Consider the following 24,930-nt stretch of genomic DNA (forward strand, 5'->3'; position numbering starts at 1 on the left):
TTAGCGAGCCTTCTTAACGTGGCGGGTACGGATGATGTACTTGTCCGTAGCCTTGTTCTTGCGGGTACGAGTGCCCTTGGTGTCCTTACCCCACGGCGTGACGGGGGTACGACCACCAGAGGTCCGGCCTTCACCACCACCATGCGGGTGGTCGATCGGGTTCATGGCGACGCCGCGAACGTGCGGACGCCAGCCCATGTGACGCTTGCGACCGGCCTTGCCCAGGTTCTGGTTCATGTGGTCGGGGTTCGAAACCGCGCCCACCGTGGCGATGCAGCCGTCCAGAACCATACGCAGTTCGCCCGAGCCGAGACGGATCTGGGCGTAGCCCTGATCGCGACCGACCAGCTGGGCGTAGGCGCCGGCCGAACGGGCCAGCTGGGCGCCCTTGCCCGGCTTCATTTCGATGTTGTGGATGATCGTACCCACCGGCATCGAACGGAGCGGCATGGCGTTGCCCGGCTTCACGTCGGTCTTTTCGCCCGCGACGATCGTGTCGCCCGCCTTAAGGCGTTGCGGCGCGATGATGTAGGTCTTTTCGCCGTCCTCATAGGTCACGAGAGCGATGAAGGCCGTGCGGTTCGGATCGTATTCCAGACGCTCGACCGTGCCGACCATGTCCCACTTGCGACGCTTGAAGTCGATCTTGCGGTACAGGGTCTTGGCGCCGCCGCCACGGAAGCGGACCGCGATGCGACCGCCCTGCCCGCGTCCGCCCGACTTGGTCAGGCCTTCGGTAAGCGACTTTTCCGGACGGCCCTTGTGGAGTTCCGAACGGTCAACCAGCACGAGGGCGCGACGGCCCGGCGAGGTCGGATTGTAATGTTTCAAGGCCATCTGATCAGAGCCCCGTGGTGACGTCGATCGACTGGCCGTCAGCCAGCGTCACGATCGCTTTTTTGATGTCGACCCGGCGGCCCAGGATACCCCGGAAGCGCTTGGTCTTGCCCTTTTGAACCAGAGTGTTGACCTTCAGGACGTTGACTTTGAACAGGCTTTCGACCGCAGCGGCGATCTCGTCCTTGGTCGCCGTGTCAGCGACGCGGAAGACGACCTTGTTCTGCTCGGACAGGATCGTGGCCTTTTCGGTGATCACCGGGGCCAGGATGGTGTCGTAGTGCTTGGCGGTAGGTTGAGCGGCCATTACGCGGCTTCCTTATCGCTGAAGCGGGCTTCGATGGCCTCGATGGCGGCCTTCGTCAGCACCAGCTTGTCAGCCCGCAGGATGTCATAGACGTTCAGGCCGGCGTTCGGCAGCACGTCGATGTGCGGGATGTTGCGTGCGGCCAGGCCGAAGTTCGTGTCGACTTCGGGACCCGCGATGATCAGAGCCTTGGTCCAGCCCAGCTTGCCAAGCGCTTCACGCAGCGAAGCGGTCTTGGCTTCCTTCACCGAGACGGTGTCGACCACGATCAGGTCGCCCGACTTGGCCTTGGAGGACAGGGCGTGACGCAGAGCCAGCGCGCGGATCTTCTTCGGCAGCGAGAAGCCATGATCGCGAACGATCGGGCCGAAGGCGCGCGAACCGCCGACGAACTGCGGTGCACGGCGCGAACCGTGACGAGCGCCGCCGGTGCCCTTTTGCTTGTACATCTTCTTACCCGTACGAGAGTTCTCGTTGCGGGTCTGAACCTTGTGCGTACCGGCGCGGCGCTTGGCCAGTTGCCAGTTGACGGTGCGGGCCAGGATGTCGCCGCGGATGTCGGAGATGCCGAAGACGGCGTCCGACAGTTCCACGTCGCCAGCAGCCTTGCCGTCGAGTTGGATGACAGAGAGTTTCATTACGCTTCACCGCCTTCGGTCGCTTCGACGGGGGCTTCTTCAGCCGGAGTCGAGGCGGGTTGAGCAGCAGACTTGCTCGACTTCAGCGCGCCGGGGAACGGAGCGTCGGCCGGGCGAGCCTTTTTGATGGCGTCGCGAACCTTGACGTAGCTGCCGTCGTGACCGGGGACAGCGCCCTTGATCAGGATCAGGCCACGCTCGGCGTCCACGCGGACGACGGTCAGGTTCTGGGTGGTGACGGTTTCGGTGCCGTAGTGGCCGGCCATCTTCTTGCCGGGGAACGTGCGACCCGGGTCCTGACGGTTACCCGTCGAACCGTGCGAACGGTGCGAGACCGAAACGCCGTGGGTGGCGCGAAGGCCGCCGAAGTTCCAGCGCTTCATGGCGCCGGCGAAACCCTTACCGATGGTCTCGCCCTGGATGTCGACCTTCTGGCCCACCAGGAAGTGTTCGGCCGACAGTTCGGCGCCCACGTCCAGCAGACCGTCCGCATCGACGCGAAACTCGGTCACATAGGCTTTCGGTTCGACTTCCGCCTTGGCGAAGGTCTCGCGTTGAGCCTTGTTGGTGTTCTTAGCCTTCTTCGTGCCAGCACCCAGTTGGAGAGCGACGTAGCCGTCACGCTCCTGGGTACGTTGGCCGACGACTTGGCAGCCGTCGAGCTGCAGCACAGTGACCGGTACGTGCGCGCCGTCATCGGCGAACACGCGGGTCATGCCCAGCTTCTTGGCGATCACGCCCGTGCGCATCGGATCCCGCCTCTTTCTACTTTAAATCTTGATCTCGACGTCCACGCCGGCGGACAGGTCGAGCTTCATGAGCGCGTCCACGGTCTGCGGGGTGGGGTCGACGATGTCGAGCACGCGTTTGTGCGTGCGGATTTCAAACTGCTCACGCGACTTCTTATCGACGTGCGGAGAGCGGTTCACGGTGAACTTCTCGATCAGGGTCGGCAGCGGAATCGGACCGCGAACGGTCGCGCCGGTGCGCTTGGCGGTATTAACGATCTCGCGCGTCGAAAAATCGAGGACGCGGTGATCAAAGGCCTTGAGCCTGATGCGGATGCTTTGATCCATATCGGTGCTTACTTCCAATGCGGTCGGAGGACCGCGTCCCTGTGAACCATTTCAAAGACCGAAGGCCTTCGGGCAAAAAGCCCTCAGGGAACGCAAATCCGCAAAAACGATCGGCCCACGCAGTTGCCCGCGAAGGCCGTTGATATCCCAAGAAGCTGCAAAGAACAGTGACTTAGGTCGTTCCTGCGAACCGCGTTTGCAGCGAACTGCACAGCCGGTCCAACAAGAGTGGTGGCTTATGCCTATCGATTCTGATTTCGTCAAGCGCGCAAACCCGGGCTGACACAGGATTTCGACGCGGTCTTCGCCGAGGGCTGCGCACGGCGCGACGACACATACGGCGGCGACGTCGGCGGCGTTGTACGCCCTCTTTATAGTGCATGAGCGCGACTGCGGCGCGCGGTTAACGACTTGCCCCACAGATCGCCAAGTCGTGACACATTCTAGCCGCAACGCGTGGCTGTTGCGCAACAACCTTGCCATCCCAGGCCAATCGAACGTCGGTTTATTGCTCCGCTTCGTCTTAGGCTGATAGCAGCGCCCCTCCCCGGACCCCCATCCGGGTGCAGACTGCTAAGGACAAAAGAAAAATGAAGACGATCCTCCTCGCCACGGCCGCCGCCGCCGCCCTGTTCGCCGCCCCGGCCTTCGCCCAAGACGCCATCGGTTCGGTCGGCGTGACCTATTCCAACCCGTCGATCGAAGTCGCCGGCCACGACGTCGACGCCGACGTCTGGACCGTTGACGGCTCGGTCGCCTTGCCGGCCCAGGACTGGACCGTGACCCTGAACGGCGCGATCGACTACACCAAGGCCTTTGGCGAAGAAGACGTCACCGGCGCCGCCGCCGCTCACCTGACCAAGATGTGGTCCTCCGACGTCCGCGCCGGCGCCTTCGTCGCCGCCAACGGCATCGGCAGCGGCAACGAGCCGATCTGGACCGCGGGCGCTGAAGCCCAGAAGTATCTGTCGAACGCCACCCTGACCGGCCAAGTCGCCTACACGACCGCCGACAACGTGGACGCCGACATCTGGACCGTTGGCGCCGACGCAGCCTTCTATGTCATGCCGAACCTGCGCCTGAACGCCGGCGTCGCCTACAACAACGCCGACTTCTCGGGCGGCGACACCGACGCCTGGACCTACGGCGTGGGCGCCGAATACGAGTTCGAGAACACCCCGTTCTCGCTGGGCGCCGCCTACACCCGCGCCGACATCGATTCGCTGGACGTCGACACCTGGTCGGTCGGCCTGCGCTACTCGTTCGGCGGCGGTCTGCAAGCGCGTGACCGCGCCGGCGCCAACCTGGGCGTCTCGGCCATCTCCAGCGTCCTGAACGTCTTCTAAGCGTCTCGGACCTGAGCCATGCGAAGAGCCCCGGCGGAGCAATCCGCCGGGGCTTTTTGTTGGGCCGGAAAAGACCCCCGGGGTTCCACGACCGGGGGCCTTTTCGTCGCTCGGGTCTTACTGCCCGATCTGCAGGGTTCCCGATCCGACGACGGAGCGAGAAACCGATCCCGTGGCCGAGGCGACGCGGACGCTGCCCGATCCGGCGATCGCCACGTCCAGGTCGCGCGTCGCGCCGCCGTAGCGAACATCGCCCGAGCCGCCGATGGCGACCGACAGCTTGTCCATTCGGCCTTGCCGCACATTCACACCGCCCGACCCGCCGATGGACAGTTCGCTGCGTCCGCCGGCGCTGGCCACCTCGACATTGCCCGATCCGCCGACAGCCGCCTTCAGGGCTCCGGTCGCTCCGGCAGAGATGGAGCCAGACCCGCCGACGCTGGCCTTCAGCGATCGAGACGTGCCCGCGCGGATCGCGCCTGATCCGCCAAGGCCCAGTTCCACATCGCCGTCCACATTGGCCACGTTCCAGTTGCCACAACCGCCGTTGTCCAACTCGACAGATCGCGCGCCGCGTCCGACCGAGCCGAAGATCGCGCCGCTGGCGCTGACATCTACCGCGCGCGGCGTGCGCACGACGATCAAGGGCGCGTCTTCCAGGCGGATGCGGCCCAGGTCGCGCACCTCGACGGTCGCGCCCTGCCCCGGCTGGCCCGCATCGCTGCGGCCGGAGTTGCAGCCGCGAATGGCGCTGTTGCCGCCCCACATGCCGTTACGGCGCAGGCCGCCGTCGATCTTCACGTCATTACCGTCGCGGCGAACCTGGATGGCCGGCAAGCGCGTCTGGCCTTGCGTGACCTCGACGCCGATATCCTGACGATCCTCGACGATGACCACCACGCGGGCGACGGCGTTGCGGATCTCGACCTCGGCGGCCGAAGCGGGCGCGGGGACGAACCCGGTCAGGGTGGCGACGGCGGCGGCGGCGATCAGTGCGGTTTTCATGAGCGGTGTTCCCTTCCCGAATGTGAGGAGAAGGTGCGCGCCGCCCGCGCCCAAGTCATTTTAACTCGAGGTCATGAACTCGAATTAACGCCCCGAGCCTATGACCTGGCGTTCAGCGCGCCCGCGCCGTCCGCCGCGCCGATCTCCGGCTCGAAGTCGCGCTCGAAGTTGGCGATCTTGCTTTTCATCGCGCCCGCCTTCTTCAGCGCCAGCGACGCGGCCCAGCGCGCCGCCAGCTCCGGCGTGGTCATGCCGTCGGTGAAGCGCGGCCGCCCGCCCCGGCTGCGGATCACCGCATTGGTGAACAGCGCGCCGTTGCGGAACCGCGACGGCCAGGTCTGGAAATCCATCGACAGGCTGACGCAGAAGCGGTCCAGATTCTCCACGCGGTGCGGCGCATACAGCGGCCAGGTCAGGGCGCGACCTGGCTCCAGATCCATCACCTGCGCATCCTGTTCGAACGCCAGCGCATAGGGCAGTTCCTCGGTCGTCTGACGCGCGACCACCTGTTCCATGTTTCGCTCGGGCAGATGCCCCTCGTCACCGGGATAGACGAACAGCCGCTTGCGACCGCGCAGATGGAACAGCACCACGCCCGCCGCGTCGAAATGATAGGGCACCCGCGCCTTGGGCGACGACAGGATCAACTGCCCCGCGTTTCGCACCGCCCGCATCCCCGGATAGGTCGCCTGGATCGCCGCGAAATCCTTCATCGCCGCCGCCCACAGCTCGGGCCAGCCCGTTTCGACCCCGCGCAGATTGACCCAAAGCCGACCCTGTTTGATCGCCTCCAGCAGCTCCTCGCCTGACAGCCGCCCGCGCGCGCCGGTGCGCAAGGACACCTGCCCCTCCTCGTCGTAGTCATACAGGTTGATGTCGAACAGCTCGGCCGGATAGCGATCCAGCACGGCGGCCAGCGCCGCGTCCTCGGCGAATCCTTGCTCGATTAGGGTGTGGGCGTGGGTCTTGGCCTCGGCGATCGGGCCCGGATAGCGTGTGCGACGTTGGGTCATGCCGATATCCTCAAACGTGAGCAACGCGCGCCGGCGTCTTCTTCTTCGCAGACGCCTTCTGGACAGCCGACCGTGCGGCGACCGCCGCGCCCCTCAGCCGCGCGACCGGCGTCGCCTCGCAAGCTTCGATCGTGGCCCAGCGCCGACGCAGGGACGCCCGCACCGCCTCGCCGCGTCCGCCCGCCCTGTTCAGCGCCGCGACCGTGATGTCGCCCAGCGCCTGGGTCACGCCCGGCTGCATCACCACGGCTTCGCGCACCGTTTGGCGGGCGTTGACGAAGTATTTCTTGTAGGTCTCGCCCTCGAAGCCGAAGTCGAACACCCGGAAGCCCTCGGCCGCCGCCAGCCGCATCGTGTCCATACTCAGCAGGATGCCCGGCGAGCACCGCGCCAGCGTCGGCTCATAGGCCGGGAACCAGAAATGGTAATGCCGCCCGGCGTGCAGCGAGAACTCGATCGCCACAAGCTTTTCGCCCGCATGCATCGCCGCCATCGAGGCGCCAAAGTCTTCTCGCGGTTCGTTCATCAGCGCGTGGAGCAGATCCCGCGTCCAGCCGCAGGCGAAGATGTCATGCAGCCCCGAGCGACGATACTGCGCCGCCTTCAGCGCGATCAAATGATCCAGCAGCACCGGATCTCTGAGACCCCGCTCCGCCCGGATCGGCCCCAGTTCGGCCTCCAGGCTGCGGCGCGCCCGCTCCTTGTCCTTGAAGTATTTGCCGAAGGTCTTGCGTCGCTCGGCGTACCAGTCGTCATAGCCCGTCTTGGGCATGGCTACCTGCACGGTCTCACGCGCCTGGCCTGTTTCGCCCGCGCCGATCCACCCAGGCACGTTCAGCCGCTTGGCTTTCAACAGCCGCGCCACCTCTTCCAGCGTGATCGTCTCGCCCGCCGGGGCGATGACGCCGTGATAGTCGTTCATGGGCGCGCCCAGTGGCTGCACCGCCCCGCCGCGTCGCTGATGCGGGAAGAAGCCGACGATCTCACCGTCCCGTCGGAACAAGGCGATCGCCGCGCCGGGGCAGGCACGCGAAGCGATCTCGGCATAGTCCCAGCGGAAATAGGGGCTGGCCAGATTGGGATTGCCAGCCGTCCACGTACGCCACAGGGCGACGGCGGTAGCATCCATCGCCGCCGCGTCCATGATCTCGACCTGCAGCATTCCGGCCATACGCATCCTCTTAGGGCCCTGCGCAGCAAGGTCCATTCCAGACTGCACACTGCCCCATGCGCGTTTCATCAGGGTTCACCGGCATGGTGAACGCGCGTTGACGGAGCCGCGGTCGCCCTGGCGCGTTTGACTGACCCAAGGAGAAGACCATGACCGATCAACGCCCTGACAGCAAAGCCGTCGAGAACGAGAACTTGCGGCCGGACGCCGAAGGCCAGCCGCCGCGCCCCGCGACCGAACCGAAGGGTTCAAAGGACTCGTCCAACTCCGGCGAGACCGAAACCGACCCCGCGACCGGCGAACCCAGCTGAACAACCGACCGCCTGCACTCACCGCCTCGAAAGTCTCTTATGAACCGTCCCGCCTACCTCGCCGCACTCGCTGTTCTGTCTTTGGGCGCCTGCTCGCCAAAGGAGGAGAATAAGGCCGCACCCCCAGCGCAGACGGCCGAGACTGCCCAGACGGCGCAAGTGGGCCAGACGGGGCCGCTATCTCGAGACGCCATCGAAAACACCGCCTATGCGCCGCCGCCGGCCGCACAAGAGGGCCAGCCCGCCACCCCGAATGCCGCCCAGCAGCAGCCGCAGCCCGCCCTTATCCGCGCGCAGGTTCTTCTTGAGCGTGCCCGCTTCTCGCCCGGCGCGATCGACGGCCTGGTGGGGTCGAACATGCGCCAAGCGATCTCCGCGTTTCAGGAGGCCAACGGCATGACGGTGAACGGGGAGCTGAACGCTGACGTGATGGGAAGACTGCGCGCCGCCGCCGGACCGGGCGCGGTGACCACCACCTACACCATCACCCAGCAGGACATCGCCGGACCCTATCTCGGCGTCGTCCCCACGGAGTTGGAGGCTCAAGGTCAGGCGGCCCACATGGGCTACGCCAATATCGTCGAGGCCTTGGCCGAGCGGTTCCACGTCACCGAGGCCTTGCTGCGCGCCATGAACCCCGGCGCCGACTTCAACCGCGTGGGCCAGGGCCTGCTTGTCCCCGCCGTCAACAGCGCGCCACTGCCCGCCGACGTGGACCACATCGACGTCGACAAGAGCGAAGGCTCGGTGAAGGCGTTCGACGCCGACGGCAAGCTGATCGCCTACTTCCCCGCCACCATCGGCAGCGGCGACAACCCGACACCGACCGGCACGGTCAAGGTCAACGGCGTGGCGCGAAACCCGGACTACACCTACGACCCGTCGAAACTCAGCTATGGCGATGGCAAGAAGAAGGTCGTTGTGAAACCCGGTCCGAACAATCCGGTCGGTGTCGTCTGGATCGATCTGAACAAGCCCAGCTACGGCATCCACGGCACGCCGGACCCTCATCTGGTCGGCAAGACGGCCTCGCACGGCTGTGTGCGCCTGACCAACTGGGACGCCTGGATGCTGGCCGACAAGGTCAAGCCAGGCGTCACCGTCCGCTTTATCTAGTGGACGGCGCCGAACGGCGTCCCGTCCCAGAAGTCGCAATGGTGGCGTTCGAAGAATCCGTCGTCCATGACATCGCCTTGTGGCTTGAACACGCGCACCGGCCCCGCACCCTCGACGCGGGGCCATTCGGCGGCGAAGGCCGAACGGCCGAACGTGGCCCACAGCCTCTGCATCCGTTCCGACAGCGCCTTCTGTTCAGGCGTGAACCGCTTGGGATCAGCAAACACCCAGCGCGTTCCGAACACATAGGCCAGTTCACTGGCGTGATAGGCGCCCAGGTCCAGACCGACGATCCAGTCTGGCAGCACGAACGGCGCCCCGCGATCGGCGAACTCATAGCCCCACACCGGCACATACTGGGCCAAAACGCGTCGCAAGGCCTGTGACGGACAGGCGAACCTCTGGTCCGTGAAGTTCGCAGCGATGGCATAGGCGGGCCCGTCCTCACCCACCGGATAGCGCGCCAGCACCCGCTCGCCCTGATCGCCGTACATCCAGATCGTCTCCTTCTGATAGCGATCCATATCCTGCACCTCGTTGGCGAACAGCCGCCCCTCATCGAGGTTCGTCCCGACGAGGACGGGCACGCGCGTGAACCGCCCCTCGCGGATCGCGACAGCCGGACTTTCCAGCACAGTGGCGTCGGTGTGCACCGGCCCCCACGATCCCGGCCCGTTGATGCCCGCTCTCAATGACGCCGCCCGCGACAGCCGCCAGGCCGGAAGCGCCTTCAGGCACGCGATCTGATCCTGGCCGGTGCAGCCCAGCCTTTCAGCGAACATCGGCCCCGACTGGGCCGCGTCCTGCGCACTGACCAGGGACGACGGCTCAAGACATCCGCCGCTCTGCATGATGACCCGCTGATACAGCCCTTGCGACTGCGGCGACGCCATCAGGTAACAGGCCGTCCATGCGCCCGCGCTCTCGGCGAACAGGGTAACGTCGCCTGGATCGCCGCCAAAGGCCGCAATGTTCCGATGCACCCACTTCAGCGCGGCCTGCTGATCCATCAGGCCGAAGTTTCCCCCAAAGCCTTCGCCGGTCGCCTGAAACCCCGGATGCGCCAGCCAGCCCAGCGCGCCGAGCCGATAATTCATCGTCACGACCACCCGCCCCTGCTCGCGCGCCAGTTTCGACGGGTCGTAGTTGGCGCCCGCCCCCACGGTGAAGGCACCGCCCGGAATATAGACCATCACCGGCCGCGCCTCGGCCGCGTCTCCGCCCGGCGCATAGATGTTCAGATACAGACAGTCCTCGGACCCGACGACGATCCCGCCGCCGCCACCCAAGATTGAGCGTCGCCCGATCGCCTGGGTGCAGTCCGAACCGATCCGCGTCGCATCCCGCACGCCCTGCCAGGCCTGAACCGGCTGCGGCGCGCGCCAGCGCAGATCGCCGACGGGCGGCGCCGCGAACGGCACGCCGAGGAACGCTCGCGTCCCCGCCCCATCGACGCCGCGAACCGTCCCGGATTCGGTCATCGCCAACACCGGCTCGGCGTCCTTGGCGAACCGGACCTGATCGACCTTGCCGGGATGGGTGGCGCAGGCCGACAGGGCGACAAGGCACGCAAGCAACGAGATCAGACGCATCGTGAACCTTGGCTGTTGGGCAGACGATCCTAACGCCTGAACGCGGGCGACGTTTCCTGTCTTCCGCCTCATCTCCGTCATCCTCGGGCTTGACCCGAGGATCGGATGTTGATGGGTGTTGCGCCACCGTTGAGGCAATACGGCACAATGCTCGATCCTCGGGTCAAGCCCGAGGATGACGGGGATGATCAGGACAGAGCAAAACGGCCCCCGGATTGCTCCGGGGGCCGTTCTGTTACGCGACTCTGTCTTTCGGCCTATGCGCGCCTCGCGGAGGCGCGCGACTTGAGGCCGTTTTAGCTTAGGCGATGATCTTGGCCACGACGCCGGCGCCGACGGTGCGGCCGCCTTCACGGATGGCGAAGCGCAGGCCCTGGTCCATCGCGATCGGGGTGATCAGCTCGACGTTCAGCTCGGCGTTGTCGCCCGGCATGATCATCTCGACGCCTTCCTTCAGCTGAACGATGCCGGTCACGTCCGTCGTGCGGAAGTAGAACTGCGGGCGATAGTTCGTGAAGAACGGGGTGTGACGACCGCCTTCTTCCTTGGTCAGGATGTAGGCTTCGGCCAGGAACTTGGTGTGCGGGGTGATGGAGCCCGGCTTGCACAGCACCTGGCCGCGCTCGACGTCTTCACGCTTGGTGCCGCGCAGCAGCACGCCCACGTTGTCGCCCGCTTGACCTTGGTCCAGCAGCTTGCGGAACATTTCCACGCCCGTGCAGGTCGTCTTCTGGACCGGACGGATGCCGACGATCTCGACTTCCTCACCGACCTTGATGATGCCCTTCTCGACGCGGCCCGTGACCACGGTGCCGCGGCCCGAGATCGAGAACACGTCTTCGACCGGCATCAGGAACGGCAGGTCGACCGGACGCTCCGGCTGCGGGATGTAGGCGTCGACCGTTTCCATCAGGGCCAGAACGCGCTGTTCGCCGATTTCCGGGTTCACGCCGTCGGTCGCGGCCTTGGCCGAACCCTTGGTGATCGGAATGTCGTCGCCGGGGAACTGGTACGACGAAAGCAGCTCGCGCACTTCCATCTCGACCAGCTCGAGCAGCTCTTCGTCGTCGACCAGGTCGACCTTGTTCATGAAGACCACCAGGGCCGGCACGCCGACCTGACGGGCCAGCAGGATGTGCTCGCGGGTCTGCGGCATCGGGCCGTCAGCGGCCGACACCACCAGGATCGCGCCGTCCATCTGCGCAGCGCCGGTGATCATGTTCTTCACATAGTCGGCGTGGCCGGGGCAGTCCACGTGGGCGTAGTGACGGTTGGCCGTCTCATATTCCACGTGCGCGGTGTTGATCGTGATGCCGCGCGCCTTCTCTTCCGGCGCAGCGTCGATGTCGGCGTAGTTCATCGCCTTCGCGCCGCCGGCCTTCGCCAGCGTCATCGTGATCGCTGCCGTCAACGTCGTCTTGCCGTGGTCAACGTGACCAATCGTGCCGATGTTGCAGTGCGGCTTCGTCCGTTCGAACTTTTCCTTGGCCATTTTCTAGCTCCTAAGGTCCCCGAACCGGGGTTCCTGCAGTTTGGGGGTTAAGGACGCCCGATCCTTACGGTCCGGGCGCATATAGGCGGGCTTTCCGAAAAGGGAAAGCTTAGGCGTACTTCTTGATCACTTCGTCGGCGACGTGTTGCGGCACCGGCTCGTAGTGGTCGTATTGCATGGTGAACTGGGCGCGGCCCTGCGACATGCCGCGCAGCGTGTTCACATAGCCGAACATGTTGGCCAGCGGCACGAAGGCGTTCACGACGGTGGCGTTGCCGCGCATGTCCTGACCCTGGATCATGCCGCGACGGCCGTTCAGGTCGCCGATGACCGAGCCGAGGTATTCCTCGGGGGTCACGACTTCCACCGCCATGATCGGCTCGAGCAGCTTGGGCGAACCCTTTTCCTTCAGCTCGCGGAAGGCGGCGCGGGCCGCGATTTCGAACGCCAGCACGCTGGAGTCGACGTCGTGGAACTTGCCGTCCGTCAGGGTCGCTTTGAAGTCGATCAGCGGGAAGCCGGCCAGCAGGCCGTTGTCCTTGGCCGAATTCAGGCCCTTTTCGACGCCGGGGATATATTCCTTCGGCACCGCGCCGCCCACGATCGAGTTCTCGAACACGAAGCCCGAGCCCGGCTCGCCGGGTTCGAAGGTGATCATGACGCGGGCGAATTGGCCCGTACCGCCGGTCTGCTTCTTGTGCGTGTAGTCGATGTCGACCTTGCGGCCCAGCGATTCACGATAGGCGACCTGCGGCGCGCCGATGTTGGCCTCGACCTTGTAGGTGCGCTTCAGGATGTCGATCTTGATGTCCAGGTGCAGCTCGCCCATGCCCTTCAGGATCGTCTGGCCCGACTCGTGGTCGGTCGAGACGGTGAAGGAGGGATCTTCCGAGGCCAGCTTGGCCAGGGCGACGCCCAGCTTCTCCTGGTCGCCCTTGGTCTTGGGCTCGACCGAGATCTCGATGACCGGCGCCGGGAACTCCATCTTCTCCAGGATGACGGGCGACTTGATCGGGTCGCACAGGGTGTCGCCCGTGCGGGTTTCCTTCAGGCCGGCCAGGGCGACGATGTCGCCGGCGTAGGCTTCCTTGACGTCTTCACGGTTGTTGGAGTGCATCTGCAGCATCCGGCCGACGCGCTCCTTCTTGTCGCGGCTGGAGTTCAGCAGGCTCATGCCCGTTTCCATCTTGCCCGAGTACAGGCGGCAGAAGGTCAGCGAGCCGACGAAGGGGTCGTCCATGATCTTGAACGCCAGGACCGACAGGGGTTCTTCGTCCGAGGCTTTACGCACGACGGGCTCTTCGGTCTTGAAGTCGATGCCCGGGGTCGGCGGGATGTCCAGCGGCGACGGCAGATAGTCGACGACGGCGTCCAGCAGCGTCTGCACGCCCTTGTTCTTGAAGGCCGAGCCGCACAGGATCGGATAGAAGGCGCCGGTCAGAACGGCCTTGCGGATGCACTTCTTGATGGTGGCTTCGTCGGGCTCGTTGCCTTCGAGGTAGGCTTCCATCGCCTCGTCGTCCAGCTCCACGGCGTTGTCGATCAGGTACTGACGCGCGGCGATCGCCTTGTCCATCAGGTCGTCCGGGATCGGCACGTCCTTGTAGGAGGCGCCCAGGCCGTCGTTGTCCCAGACCACGCCGGTCATGCGGACCAGGTCGACCAGACCCGACAGCGAGGATTCGGCGCCGATCGGGAATTGGATCGGCACGGCCTTGGCGCCCAGACGGTCGCGGATCGACTCGACCGAGGCGTCGAAGTCGGCGCCGATCTTGTCCATCTTGTTGACGAAGACGATGCGCGGAACCTTGTACTTGTCGGCCTGGCGCCAGACGGTTTCGGTCTGCGGCTCGACGCCGGCGTTGCCGTCCAGCACCGTCACGGCGCCGTCGAGGACGCGCAAGGAACGCTCGACTTCGATGGTGAAGTCCACGTGGCCTGGGGTGTCGATGATGTTCAGACGCTTGTTCTGCCAGAAGGCGGTCGTCGCGGCGGACGTGATGGTGATGCCGCGCTCCTGCTCCTGGTCCATCCAGTCCATGGTGGCGGCGCCGTCGTGGACTTCGCCGATCTTGTGGGATTTGCCGGTATAATACAGGATCCGCTCGGTCGTCGTCGTCTTGCCCGCGTCGATGTGGGCCATGATGCCGAAGTTGCGGTAGTCCTGGAGCGCGTGCGTACGTGCCATGGAAACGTGCCTTGAAAGTTTTCAGGACGCTAAAGGGCGCCCACGGAAGGATGTCGGTGTTCGGATAAGCGAGTGCGGGCGATTTAGCTCAAACCGCCCGCACCGGAAACCCTTAGATAGTCAGCGCAGATGACGCTTTGAAGGCGTTACCAGCGATAGTGGCTGAAGGCGCGGTTGGCTTCGGCCATCTTGTGGGTGTCTTCGCGCTTCTTGACCGCGGTGCCGCGGTTGTTCGAAGCGTCCAGCAGTTCGGCGGCCAGTTTCTCGGTCATGGTGTTCTCGCCACGCTTGCGCGCAGCGTTCACCAGCCAGCGGATGGCCAGGGCGCGACGACGGTCCGGACGGACTTCGACGGGCACCTGATAGGTGGCGCCGCCGACGCGACGCGAGCGCACTTCGACCGACGGTGAGACGTTTTCCAGGGCGGCGTGGAAGGTCGCGACCGGCTCCTGGTCCTTCTTCTTCTCGGCCAGGATGTCGAAGGCGCCATAGACGATGTTCTCGGCGACGGCCTTCTTACCTTCGTACATGACGTAGTTCATGAACTTGGTGACGACCAGGTCCCCGAACTTGGGATCCGGCAGAACTTCACGTTTCTGGGCGCGGTGACGACGCGACATGGGGTATTCCTTGCAGTGCCCGACCAGCGCCGGGAAGATCTCGAAAAGGCCTCCGGGCGCGACGGCCCGGAGAAGAATGGCTTACTTCGGACGCTTGGCGCCGTAATGCGAACGACGCTGCTTACGGTCCTTGACGCCTTGGGTATCCAGAACGCCGCGCAGGATGTGGTAGCGAACGCCGGGCAAGTCCTTCACGCGGCCGCCGCGGATCAGAACAACCGAGTGTTCTTGCAGGTTGTGGCCTTCGCCGGGGATGTAGCACACGGCTTCGTAGCCGTTCTTGGCCAGACGGACCTTGGCGACCTTACGCAGAGCCGAGTTCGGCTTCTTCGGGGTCGTGGTGTAAACGCGGGTGCAGACGCCGCGACGCTGGGGCGAACCCTCCAGAGCCGGCACCTTGTTGCGGGTGGGCTTGGGCTTGCGCGGCTTGCGGATCAGCTGATTGATCGTAGGCATTCGAAACTCGTCTCGACTTCTGATGGAGGCGTGTGTCTTTCGACCGAAGCGCCTCTCGCCTTCTTGTGAACGGGGGGACCATCCCCTCGCCCGGGTGTCATCGAGACTGAGCGCGCGACCACCCAAACAGAAAAGCCGGAACGCGCGCTTTGGGCGTTCCGGCGGGCACAGCCCGTCCGTTGGATTGTCACGATCTCAGCGACCGGCGAACCGGCCACGCCTCGAAAGTGGGCGGCTTCTACGCCCGATGGGCGCGAAGGTCAAGGCGGCGCTAATCTTCAAAGTGGAAACCAGCGCTGCGTCCCTCACAGTCAGTTCGCCCTCCGCCCGAAAGCGGCCATGCTTCTAGCACAGCTTGCATAGGGTCAAGGGGGACGACGCATTGGCGTTTGCACAGCTGACGCGGCCTGACCGGCGCCTCGACTGGCGAAAGGCAGGCTTGGCGACGGCGTCGGTGGCGATCAACACCGCGCTGCTCGCCTTCCTGTCGTTCATGGCCCTGGGCATAGAGGGCGACGTCGTCGCGCCCGAACAGCCGCCGATCTACGTCGATGTTAAGCCCCGCCCCCTGCTGCCCAACGAGCGGGCTAGAACGCCGGTCCAGGCGCCCGCAGTCGACGATATGGCCGCGTCGGCGCAGGACGCGCGCCCGACGGTTCAGACGCCCTCCCCGCGCCAGGCAACGCCGCCAGACAGTCGCCCTGCGCCGATCCGTCCCCGCATCGCCGCGCCCACGCCCCAGGGCGCGCCTGCCCCGCCGGACGCCTGGACGGTCAATCCGAACGACCGCGCCGGGGCCATGTCGCGCGTCTTGCGTCAGGGTCTGATCGGCTGCACCACGCCGCAACAGCTCAGCGCGGCCGAGAGCGCAAACTGCCTCCACGACGCCGAGCGGCGCGGCCGAAACGCCGCTCCGATCACCGGCACGGACAACCCCGAGCGCGACGCCGCCTTTGCTCGCGAGGGGGCGCGGCGTCTGGCCGAATGGGAGGCGCGCCGTCGTCCTCTGTCCGGCGGCGTCGGCGTGGTGGGTCCGGCGGACTGCGTCGGCTCGAACTTCGGCACAGGCTGCGCCGGCGCGCAGTTGAATCCGTCGCTGGCGCCCGACTCGACCCGCAACGTCCAGACCCGACGCGACGGCCACCGGGCCGGCGGTGCACCGATCACGCCGGGCGCTTCGGCCCCGATGGAGCGGTGGAAGGACTGAAAGAAAAAGGGCGGCGCCGTCGCCGGCGCCGCCCTCTTCGTATCTTCGCTCGAGAAGCGTGAGATCAGCTTTCGCTGCTCTCCAGCTCCAGTTGCAGATCGGCCGGCAGCGGCTCGATCGCCTCTTCCAGAGCCGAGGTCAGTTCTGCATCACGCTCGTTGGCGATCTTCTGCAGGCTGCGCAGGTAGGCGCCGGTGCCGGCCGGGATCAGGCGGCCGACGATGACGTTTTCCTTCAGGCCTTCCAGCATGTCCTTCTTGCCGTGGACCGAGGCGTCGGTGAGGACGCGAGTGGTCTCCTGGAAGGACGCCGCCGAGATGAAGCTGCGGGTTTGCAGCGACGCCTTGGTGATGCCCAGCAGGACGGGCTGGGTGGTGGCCAGACGGCCGCCACGCTTCTCGACCTTGGCGTTTTCCAGAACGGCTTCGGCGACTTCGACGGTGTCGCCGCGGATCAAGGTGGTTTCACCCGAATCCAGCACTTCCACCTTCTGCAGCATCTGACGCACGATGACTTCGATGTGCTTGTCGTTGATCGGCACGCCCTGCAGTCGATAGACCTCCTGCACTTCGTTCACCAGATACTCGGCCAGCGCCTCGACGCCCTGAATGCGCAGCAGATCGTGCGGATCCGGGTTGCCGTCGATGATGTAGTCGCCCTTCTGGATCAGATCGCCGTCGTGGACGGAGATGTGCTTACCCTTCGGGATAAGGAACTCGACCGGTTCGCCCTGCACGCCATCGGCGTTGGGCTCGGGCGTGATCTTGATGCGACGCTTGTTCTTGTAGTCGCGGCCGAATTCGACGCGACCATCCATCTCGGCGATGACCGCGCAGTCCTTCGGACGGCGAGCTTCGAACAGTTCGGCTACGCGCGGCAGACCGCCGGTAATGTCGCGGGTCTTGGCGCCTTCGGTCGGAACGCGAGCGATGATCTCGCCCGGCTTGACCTCATCGCCGTTCGACACGGACAGAACCGCGCCCACCGGCAGCAGATAGCGGGCGTCCGAACCGGACGACAGCTTGGCGTAGGCGTCGCCCAGGGTGACGCCCATGGCCGGACGCAGGTCCGAGCCGCGCGGGCTGGCGCGCCAGTCGCTGACGACGCGCTGGGCGATACCCGTCGCTTCGTCGGTTTCTTCCTTGACCGACAGGCCTTCGACCAGGTCCTCGAAGCGCACGACGCCGCCGACTTCCGTCAGGATCGGGGTGGTGTAGGGGTCCCACTCCGCCAGGCGTTGGTTCTTCTTGACCTCGTCGCCGTCCTTGACGCGGATGCGGGCGCCGTAAGGAGCCTTGTGCGTCTCGCGGTCCTTGCCGTCCACGACCACTGTCACAATGACGTTGCGGCTCATGGCCACCAGGTCGCCGTGGGCCGCGACGACGGTCGGGCCGGTGACCTTGGCCGTACCGGCGTTGGTCGCCTCCATGAAGGAGGTTTCCGCCACCTGAGCCGTACCGCCGATGTGGAAGGTCCGCATCGTCAGCTGGGTGCCCGGCTCGCCGATCGACTGGGCGGCGATGACGCCGACCGCTTCGCCGATGTTGACGTTGGTGCCGCGCGCCAAGTCACGGCCGTAGCAGTGGGCGCAGATCCCGGCTTCGGCCTCGCAGGTCAGGGCCGAACGGACCTTGACCGACTGAACGCCCGCAGCCTCGACAGCCTCGGCGACTTCTTCCACCAGATAGGTGTCGGCGGGGAACAGGACGGTATCGGTGCCCGGCTCCTTGATGTCCTCGGCCGCATAACGACCCAGGATGCGCTGACCCAGCGAGACCAGCACGTCGCCGCCTTCCATCACCGCACGCAGGGTGATGCCGCGCGTCGAGCCGCAATCCTGCTCGGTGACGATGGAGTCCTGCGCCACGTCCACCAGACGGCGGGTCAGGTAACCCGAGTTGGCGGTCTTCAGCGCAGTGTCGGCCAGACCCTTACGGGCGCCGTGGGTGGAGTTGAAGTATTCAAGGACGGTCAGGCCTTCCTTGAAGTTCGAGGTGATCGGCGTCTCGATGATCTCGCCGGACGGCTTGGCCATCAGGCCGCGCATGCCGCCCAGTTGCTTCATCTGGGCCTGCGAACCACGGGCGCCGGAGTTGGCCATCATGAAGACCGAGTTGATGTCGGGGTTTTCACCCTCGATCAGCACGCGCGGTTGCGCGATCTCGCCCATCATGGCGTCGGCGATCCGGTCCGTGGCCTTGGACCAGGCGTCGACCACCTTGTTGTACTTCTCGCCGCGCGTGATCAGGCCGTCGGCGTACTGTTGCTCGTACTCCTCGACCTGGGTGCGGGTCTCGGCGACCAGTTCGACCTTCTTGGCCGGGATCACGATGTCGTCCTTGCCGAACGAAATGCCGGCCTTGGCGGCTTCGCGGAAGCCCAGGCCCATCATCTGGTCGGCGAAGATGACCGTCGCCTTCTGACCGCAGTGGCGATAAACCACGTCGATCAGATTGCCGATTTCCTTCTTGGTCAGGTTCTTCTCGAGCAGGCGATAGCCGACGTTCGGGTTGCGCGGCAGCAGGGCCGCCAGCTTCATCCGGCCCGGCGTCGTGTCGATGACCTTGGTCACCTCATTGCCTTCGGCGTCCTGTTCCGTCCAGCGCGCCTTGATGCGCGTGTGCAGGGTGACGACCTTGGCGTCCAACGCCGCATCGATCTCGCCGATGTTGGCGAACAGCTTGCCTTCGCCCGGCTCGCCGTCCTTGACCAGCGACAGATAGTACAGACCCAGAACGATGTCCTGCGACGGCACGATGATCGGCTTGCCGTTGGCGGGCGACAGGATGTTGTTGGTCGACATCATCAGGACGCGCGCTTCCAGCTGGGCCTCGAGGCTCAGCGGGACGTGAACGGCCATCTGGTCGCCGTCGAAGTCGGCGTTGAAGGCGGTGCAGACCAGCGGGTGCAGGCGGATGGCCTTGCCCTCGATCAGCTTGGGCTCGAACGCCTGGATGCCCAGGCGGTGAAGCGTCGGCGCGCGGTTCAGCAGAACCGGGTGCTCGCGGATGACCTCGTCCAGGATGTCCCAGACGGCGGGCTGCTCGCGCTCGACCATGCGCTTGGATTGCTTGACGGTGCCCGACAGGCCCTTGGCGTCCAGGCGCGCATAGATGAACGGCTTGAACAGCTCCAGCGCCATCTTCTTGGGCAGGCCGCACTCGTGCAGCTTCAGTTCCGGACCCACGGTGATGACCGAACGACCCGAATAGTCGACACGCTTGCCCAGCAGGTTCTGACGGAAGCGGCCCTGCTTGCCCTTCAGCATGTCGGCCAGCGACTTCAGCGGACGCTTGTTGGCGCCCGTGATCACGCGACCGCGACGGCCGTTGTCGAACAGGGCGTCGACGGACTCCTGCAGCATCCGCTTTTCGTTACGGATGATGATGTCCGGTGCGCGCAGCTCCATCAGGCGCTTCAGGCGGTTGTTGCGGTTGATGACGCGGCGATACAGGTCGTTCAGGTCGGAGGTCGCGAAACGACCGCCGTCCAGCGGCACCAGCGGACGCAGTTCCGGCGGGATGACCGGCACGATCGTCAGGATCATCCACTCGGGCTTGTTGCCCGATTCCAGGAAGGCCTCGATCAGCTTCAGGCGCTTGGACGCCTTCTTGGCCTTCATCTCCGAGGGATTGTCGGCCAGCTCGGCGCGGTGCTTTTCGGCTTCCGCATTCAGGTCGATGCCCATCAGCAGGTTGCGGACGGCCTCGGCGCCGATCTCGGCGGTGAAGCCGTCATCGCCGAACTCTTCCTGGTAGCGATAGAACTCGTCTTCGGTCAGCAGTTGGTTCTGCTTCAGCGGGGTCAGGCCCGGCTCGGTGACGATGTAGTTCTCGAAGTACAGGACGCGCTCGACGTCCTTCAGCGCCATGTCCAGCATCAGCGAGATGCGGCTGGGCAGAGACTTCAGGAACCAGATGTGGGCGACCGGCGCAGCCAGGTCGATGTGACCCATGCGCTCGCGGCGAACGCGGGCCAGGGTAACCTCGACCCCGCACTTCTCGCAGATGATGCCCTTGTACTTCATGCGCTTGTACTTGCCGCACAGGCATTCGTAGTCCTTGGTCGGGCCAAAGATACGCGCGCAGAACAGGCCGTCACGCTCGGGCTTGAACGTACGGTAGTTGATGGTTTCCGGCTTCTTGATCTCGCCGAACGACCACGAACGGATCTTCTCGGGCGAGGCCAAAGCGATCTTGATCTGGTCGAAGGTCGGGGTGACCGGGACCGGGTTGAAGATGTTCAGGACTTCCTGGTTCATCTTGATTCCTTCTGCGGGGCTGACCCGCGAAAATTATTCAGAACGGAGAAAAGCGGAGGGATCGCCCTCCCCCGCCGTGGCGAGAGAGGGGCTCGTGATCCGGATCAGCTGTTCCCCAGCTCCACGTTCAGACCCAGCGAACGCATTTCCTTGATGAGCACGTTGAAGCTCTCGGGAATGCCGGCCTCGAAGCTGTCGTCGCCACGGACGATAGCCTCGTAGACCTTGGTCCGGCCGGCCACGTCGTCGGACTTCACCGTCAGCATCTCCTGCAGGGTGTAGGCGGCGCCGTAAGCTTCCAGAGCCCAGACCTCCATTTCCCCGAAGCGCTGACCGCCGAACTGCGCCTTGCCGCCCAGCGGCTGCTGGGTGACCAGCGAGTACGGGCCGATGGAGCGGGCGTGGATCTTGTCGTCGACCAGGTGGTGCAGCTTCAGCATGTAGATGTAGCCGACCGTGACCGGACGCTTGAACTGCTCGCCGGTCTGACCGTCGTACAGGATCGACTGGGCCGACTTGTTCAGCCCCGCCTCTTCCAGCAGACGCTCGATGTCGCCGATGTGCGCGCCGTCGAAGACCGGGGTCGCGAAGGGCACGCCTTTGGACAGGTTCTTCGCCAGTTCGACCAGTTCTTCCTCATCTTCCGGCAGCGGGGTTTCCGGGCCGTAGATTTCGGTCAAACGCTCGACCAGAGCCTGCTTCTGACCACCCCCTTGCCAGGCTTCCAGCAGACCGGAGATCTGCTTGCCCAGACCGGCGGCGGCCCAACCCAGGTGGGTTTCGAAGATTTGGCCGATGTTCATGCGCGAAGGCACGCCCAGCGGGTTCAGAACGACGTCGACGTGCGTACCGTCTTCCAGGTGCGGCATGTCCTCGATCGGCAGGATCTTGGAGATGACGCCCTTGTTGCCGTGACGGCCGGCCATCTTGTCGCCGGGCTGAAGCTTGCGCTTCACGGCCACGAAGACCTTGACCATCTTCATCACGCCGGGGGGCAGTTCGTCGCCGCGCTGCAGCTTCTCGACCTTGTCTTCGAAACGACGGTCCAGTTGCTTGCGAGCGTCCTCGAACTGGCGCTTCATCGCTTCCAGCTCGCCCATGGCCTTTTCGTCGTCCAGGGCGATCTGCCACCACAGACCACGGCTGACCTCGGCCAGCTTCTCGTCGGTCAGTTCGCCACGGCCGATGCCCTTGGGCCCCGACACGGCGTTCTTGCCGACGATCAGCGGCTTCAGGCGGCCATAGACGTTGCGCTCGAGGATCTTGAGCTCGTCGTCGCGGTCCTTGCCCAGACGCTCGATCTCGGCGCGTTCGATCGCCATGGCGCGCTCGTCCTTGTCGACGCCGTGACGGTTGAAGACGCGAACGTCGACGATGGTGCCGGCGACACCGGGCGGCAGGCGCAGGGAGGTGTCGCGCACGTCCGAAGCCTTCTCGCCGAAGATGGCGCGCAGCAGCTTTTCTTCCGGCGTCATCGGGCTTTCACCCTTCGGCGTGACCTTGCCGACCAGGATGTCGCCCGGCTGAACCTCGGCGCCGATGGCCACGATGCCCGCTTCGTCGAGGTTGCGCAGGGCTTCCTCGCCGACGTTGGGGATGTCGCGCGTGATTTCTTCAGGGCCAAGCTTCGTATCGCGGGCGGCGACTTCGAACTCTTCCAGGTGGATCGAGGTGAAGACGTCGTCGCGCACGATGCGCTCGGAGATCAGGATGGAGTCTTCGAAGTTGTAGCCGTTCCAGGGCATGAAGGCGACCAGGGCGTTGCGGCCCAGAGCCAGTTCGCCCAGGTCCGTCGACGGACCGTCGGCGATGACGTCGCCGCCCTTCACCTGATCGCCCACGCGCACGATCGGGCGCTGGTTGATGCAGGTCGACTGGTTCGAGCGCTGGAACTTCGACAGGCGGTAGATGTCGACGCCCGAGCGGGCGGCGTCCACGTCGCCGGTGGCGCGCACGACGATCCGGGTGCCGTCGATCTGTTCGACGACGCCGTCACGACGGGCGACCACGACGGCGCCGGAGTCCACGGCCACGACCGCTTCCATGCCGGTGCCGACCAGCGGCGCGTCCGACTGCACCAGAGGCACGGCCTGACGTTGCATGTTGGCGCCCATCAGCGCGCGGTTGGCGTCGTCGTTTTCCAGGAACGGGATCAGGGCGGCGGCGACCGAAACGACCTGTTTTGGCGACACGTCCATCATGTCCACAGCGTCCTTGTTCAGGAGCTGGGATTCACCGTTGATCCGGCCGGGGACCAGGTCCTCGACGATCTGACCGTTCTTCAGTTCGATGTTGGCCTGAGCGATCGTGTACTTCGACTCTTCCATGGCCGAGATGTAGACCACCTCGCCCTGGGCCTGGCCGTCCTTCACGCGACGGTATGGGCTCTCGATGAAGCCGTACTTGTTGACGCGCGCGTGGGTGGCCAGCGAGTTGATCAGGCCGATGTTCGGGCCTTCCGGCGTTTCGATCGGGCAGATGCGGCCGTAGTGGGTCGGGTGCACGTCGCGGACTTCGAAGCCCGCGCGCTCACGCGTCAGACCGCCCGGGCCAAGCGCCGACAAACGACGCTTGTGGGTGATTTCCGACAGCGGGTTCGTCTGGTCCATGAACTGCGACAGCTGCGACGAACCGAAGAACTCGCGAACCGCGGCGGCGGCCGGCTTGGCGTTGATCAGGTCGTGCGGCATGACCGTGTCGATATCGACCGAGGACATGCGCTCCTTGATGGCGCGCTCCATGCGCAGCAGACCGACGCGGTACTGGTTTTCCAGCAGCTCGCCGACCGAACGGACTCGGCGGTTGCCCAGGTTGTCGATGTCGTCGATCTCGCCGCGGCCGTCCTTCAGGCCGACCAGGATCTGCAGCACCTTCAGCACGTCTTCCTTGCGCAGAACGCGGATCTCGTCGGAGACCTCGGGGCTTTCCAGACGCATGTTCATCTTGACCCGGCCGACAGCCGACAGGTCGTAGCGTTCGCTGTCGAAGAACAGCGAGTTGAACATGGCCTCGGCGGCTTCCGGGGTGGGCGGCTCGCCCGGACGCATCACGCGATAGACGTCGAACAGGGCGTCCTCGCGGTTGTCGTTCTTGTCCACGCGCAGGGTGTTGCGCATGTAGGCGCCGACCGTGACGTGGTCGATGTCCAGCACTTCGATGGTGGTGAAGCCGTTTTGCTCCAGCACTTCGATGGTCGGGGCGTCCAGTTCGTCGCCGGCCTCGGCGAAGATTTCGCCGGTCTCGAAGTTGACGGCGTCATTGGCCAAGTACTTGGTGACCAGGGCGTCGGCGGCCAGCGACAGCGAGGTCGTCGTCTCACCCAGCTTTTTGGCGGCGCGGGCGCTGATCTTCTGGCCGGCCTGGGCGACCACTTCGCCGGTGTCGGCGTCGATCAGGTCGAACTCCGGCTTAACCCCGCGCCAGCGCTCGGCCTTGTAAGGCGTGACCCAGCCTTCGCCGCGCTTCTCGTAAGGCACGGTCTCGTAGAAGGTCTTCAGGATTTCTTCGCCGTCCATGCCCAGACCCATCAGGAAGGTCGTGGCGGGCAGCTTGCGGCGGCGGTCGATGCGGACATAGACCACGTCCTTGGCGTCGAACTCGAAGTCGAGCCACGAGCCGCGGTACGGGATCACGCGGGCGGCGAACAGCAGCTTGCCCGACGAGTGCGTCTTGCCCTTGTCGTGGTCGAAGAAGACGCCCGGCGAACGGTGCATCTGCGAGACGATCACGCGCTCGGTGCCGTTGACGATGAAGGTGCCCTTGTCCGTCATGAGCGGGATGTCGCCCATGTAGACGTCCTGCTCCTTGATATCCTTGACCGAACGGGCTCCCGTTTCCTCGTCGGTTTCAAATACGATCAGGCGCAGCTTGACCTTCAGCGGCGCGGCATAGGTCATGTCGCGCTGAATGCACTCCTCGACGTCGTACTTCGGCTCTTCGAACTCGTACGAGACGTATTCCAGGATGGCCCGTTCGTTGAAGTCCTTGATCGGGAACACCGACTTGAAGACCGCCTCGATGCCCTGCTCCTTGCGGACGCCCGGACGGACCTCGCGCTGCAGGAACTGTTCGTAGGAAGCGCGCTGAACCTCGATCAGGTTCGGCATCGCGATCGCTTCGGGAATACGCCCGAAGGATTTGCGGATGCGCTTCTTGCCGGTGAACGAGGTGGCGGAAGCGATCTGACCGTTGATGGCGAGATCGTGGGCGACGTCAGTCATTCAGTGTTTCCCATGGCGCACGCCCCGGGGAAGGCGTGCGTGAAATGCAGCAGCCACGGCGCGCGTCTCCGCGT

At 65.1% G+C, this 24,930-nt stretch carries 19 protein-coding genes; 4 read left to right on the forward strand and 15 right to left on the reverse strand.

All coding sequences use genetic code 11. The annotated features are described in order from the left end of the window. From rplB to rpsJ, 5 genes are read right to left on the reverse strand one after another with little or no spacing between them, the layout of a single operon-like run. Nucleotides 1-837, reverse strand: coding sequence for a 50S ribosomal protein L2 (gene rplB, locus O2K97_RS11005; RefSeq protein WP_055753391.1), 837 nt, complete (start codon nucleotides 835-837; stop codon nucleotides 1-3). Nucleotides 838-841: 4 nt separating this feature from the next. Continuing rightward, nucleotides 842-1,144 carry a 50S ribosomal protein L23 gene (locus O2K97_RS11010; RefSeq protein ID WP_008260292.1) on the reverse strand — a complete coding sequence of 101 codons (303 nt, stop codon included), beginning with the start codon at nucleotides 1,142-1,144 and terminating at the stop codon, nucleotides 842-844. Then, a complete protein-coding gene (rplD, locus tag O2K97_RS11015) occupies nucleotides 1,144-1,782 on the reverse strand; it encodes a 50S ribosomal protein L4 (protein WP_269219285.1) in 639 nt (212 codons plus the stop codon). Before rplD ends, O2K97_RS11010 begins: the two co-directional genes overlap by 1 nt. Then, nucleotides 1,782-2,531: a 50S ribosomal protein L3 gene (gene rplC, locus O2K97_RS11020; RefSeq protein WP_055753390.1), complete on the reverse strand. Its 750-nt coding sequence runs from the start codon at nucleotides 2,529-2,531 to the stop codon at nucleotides 1,782-1,784. The genes rplD and rplC overlap by 1 nt, the downstream gene beginning before the upstream one ends. Before the next feature lie 21 nt (nucleotides 2,532-2,552). Beyond that, nucleotides 2,553-2,858, reverse strand: coding sequence for a 30S ribosomal protein S10 (rpsJ, locus tag O2K97_RS11025; protein ID WP_003164367.1), 306 nt, complete (start codon nucleotides 2,856-2,858; stop codon nucleotides 2,553-2,555). A gap of 590 nt (nucleotides 2,859-3,448) precedes the next feature. On the opposite strand from rpsJ, the gene O2K97_RS11030 reads away from it, so the two are divergent. Further along, complete coding sequence (locus tag O2K97_RS11030) at nucleotides 3,449-4,204, forward strand: porin (RefSeq protein ID WP_269219286.1); 756 nt, start codon at nucleotides 3,449-3,451, stop codon at nucleotides 4,202-4,204. A gap of 117 nt (nucleotides 4,205-4,321) precedes the next feature. On the opposite strand, the gene O2K97_RS11035 is transcribed toward O2K97_RS11030, so the two are convergent. The 3 genes from O2K97_RS11035 to O2K97_RS11045 form a co-directional block, all read right to left on the reverse strand. Beyond that, nucleotides 4,322-5,209, reverse strand: coding sequence for a GIN domain-containing protein (locus O2K97_RS11035; protein ID WP_269219287.1), 888 nt, complete (start codon nucleotides 5,207-5,209; stop codon nucleotides 4,322-4,324). Between the two features lie 98 nt (nucleotides 5,210-5,307). Further along, complete coding sequence (locus tag O2K97_RS11040; protein WP_269219288.1) at nucleotides 5,308-6,222, reverse strand: transcriptional regulator; 915 nt, start codon at nucleotides 6,220-6,222, stop codon at nucleotides 5,308-5,310. A 10-nt stretch (nucleotides 6,223-6,232) separates the two neighbouring features. Continuing rightward, nucleotides 6,233-7,393, reverse strand: coding sequence for a GNAT family N-acetyltransferase (locus O2K97_RS11045; protein WP_269219289.1), 1,161 nt, complete (start codon nucleotides 7,391-7,393; stop codon nucleotides 6,233-6,235). A 149-nt stretch (nucleotides 7,394-7,542) separates the two neighbouring features. On the opposite strand from O2K97_RS11045, the gene O2K97_RS11050 reads away from it, so the two are divergent. Next, on the forward strand, nucleotides 7,543-7,704 hold the full coding sequence (locus tag O2K97_RS11050) for a hypothetical protein (protein WP_269219290.1): 162 nt from the start codon (nucleotides 7,543-7,545) through the stop codon (nucleotides 7,702-7,704). A gap of 39 nt (nucleotides 7,705-7,743) precedes the next feature. Continuing rightward, the gene (locus O2K97_RS11055; RefSeq protein ID WP_269219291.1) at nucleotides 7,744-8,820 is read left to right on the forward strand and encodes a L,D-transpeptidase family protein; all 1,077 of its coding nucleotides are present in this window, start codon (nucleotides 7,744-7,746) and stop codon (nucleotides 8,818-8,820) included. Here the strand turns inward: O2K97_RS11055 and O2K97_RS11060 are convergent. From O2K97_RS11060 to rpsL, 5 genes are all read right to left on the reverse strand, one after another. Next, entirely contained in the window at nucleotides 8,817-10,412 is a 1,596-nt protein-coding gene (locus O2K97_RS11060; RefSeq protein ID WP_269219292.1) for a carboxylesterase/lipase family protein, read from the reverse strand. The genes O2K97_RS11055 and O2K97_RS11060 overlap by 4 nt on opposite strands. Before the next feature lie 301 nt (nucleotides 10,413-10,713). Continuing rightward, the gene (tuf, locus tag O2K97_RS11065) at nucleotides 10,714-11,904 is read right to left on the reverse strand and encodes an elongation factor Tu (protein ID WP_017506879.1); all 1,191 of its coding nucleotides are present in this window, start codon (nucleotides 11,902-11,904) and stop codon (nucleotides 10,714-10,716) included. 109 nt (nucleotides 11,905-12,013) lie between these two features. Next, entirely contained in the window at nucleotides 12,014-14,092 is a 2,079-nt protein-coding gene (gene fusA, locus O2K97_RS11070) for an elongation factor G (protein WP_017506743.1), read from the reverse strand. Nucleotides 14,093-14,238: 146 nt separating this feature from the next. After that, on the reverse strand, nucleotides 14,239-14,712 hold the full coding sequence (gene rpsG, locus O2K97_RS11075) for a 30S ribosomal protein S7 (RefSeq protein ID WP_017506744.1): 474 nt from the start codon (nucleotides 14,710-14,712) through the stop codon (nucleotides 14,239-14,241). An 81-nt stretch (nucleotides 14,713-14,793) separates the two neighbouring features. Next, nucleotides 14,794-15,168, reverse strand: a complete 375-nt coding sequence (rpsL, locus tag O2K97_RS11080; RefSeq protein WP_008260482.1) for a 30S ribosomal protein S12 — start codon at nucleotides 15,166-15,168, stop codon at nucleotides 14,794-14,796. Between the two features lie 439 nt (nucleotides 15,169-15,607). Here rpsL and O2K97_RS11085 point away from each other — a divergent pair, with 439 nt between their 5' ends. Next, nucleotides 15,608-16,375 (forward strand): hypothetical protein, encoded by a 768-nt coding sequence (locus tag O2K97_RS11085; RefSeq protein WP_269219293.1) that lies wholly within the window; start codon nucleotides 15,608-15,610, stop codon nucleotides 16,373-16,375. Nucleotides 16,376-16,439: 64 nt separating this feature from the next. Here O2K97_RS11085 and rpoC read toward each other — a convergent pair whose 3' ends face one another. Together rpoC and rpoB are read right to left on the reverse strand one after the other, a co-directional pair. Continuing rightward, entirely contained in the window at nucleotides 16,440-20,636 is a 4,197-nt protein-coding gene (rpoC, locus tag O2K97_RS11090; protein WP_055754901.1) for a DNA-directed RNA polymerase subunit beta', read from the reverse strand. A gap of 104 nt (nucleotides 20,637-20,740) precedes the next feature. Next, on the reverse strand, nucleotides 20,741-24,856 hold the full coding sequence (gene rpoB, locus O2K97_RS11095) for a DNA-directed RNA polymerase subunit beta (RefSeq protein WP_269219294.1): 4,116 nt from the start codon (nucleotides 24,854-24,856) through the stop codon (nucleotides 20,741-20,743). Between the last annotated feature and the right edge of the window lie 74 nt (nucleotides 24,857-24,930).

It is taken from the genome of Brevundimonas vesicularis (assembly GCF_027105095.1).
Taxonomy (GTDB): Bacteria; Pseudomonadota; Alphaproteobacteria; order Caulobacterales; family Caulobacteraceae; genus Brevundimonas; species Brevundimonas vesicularis_E.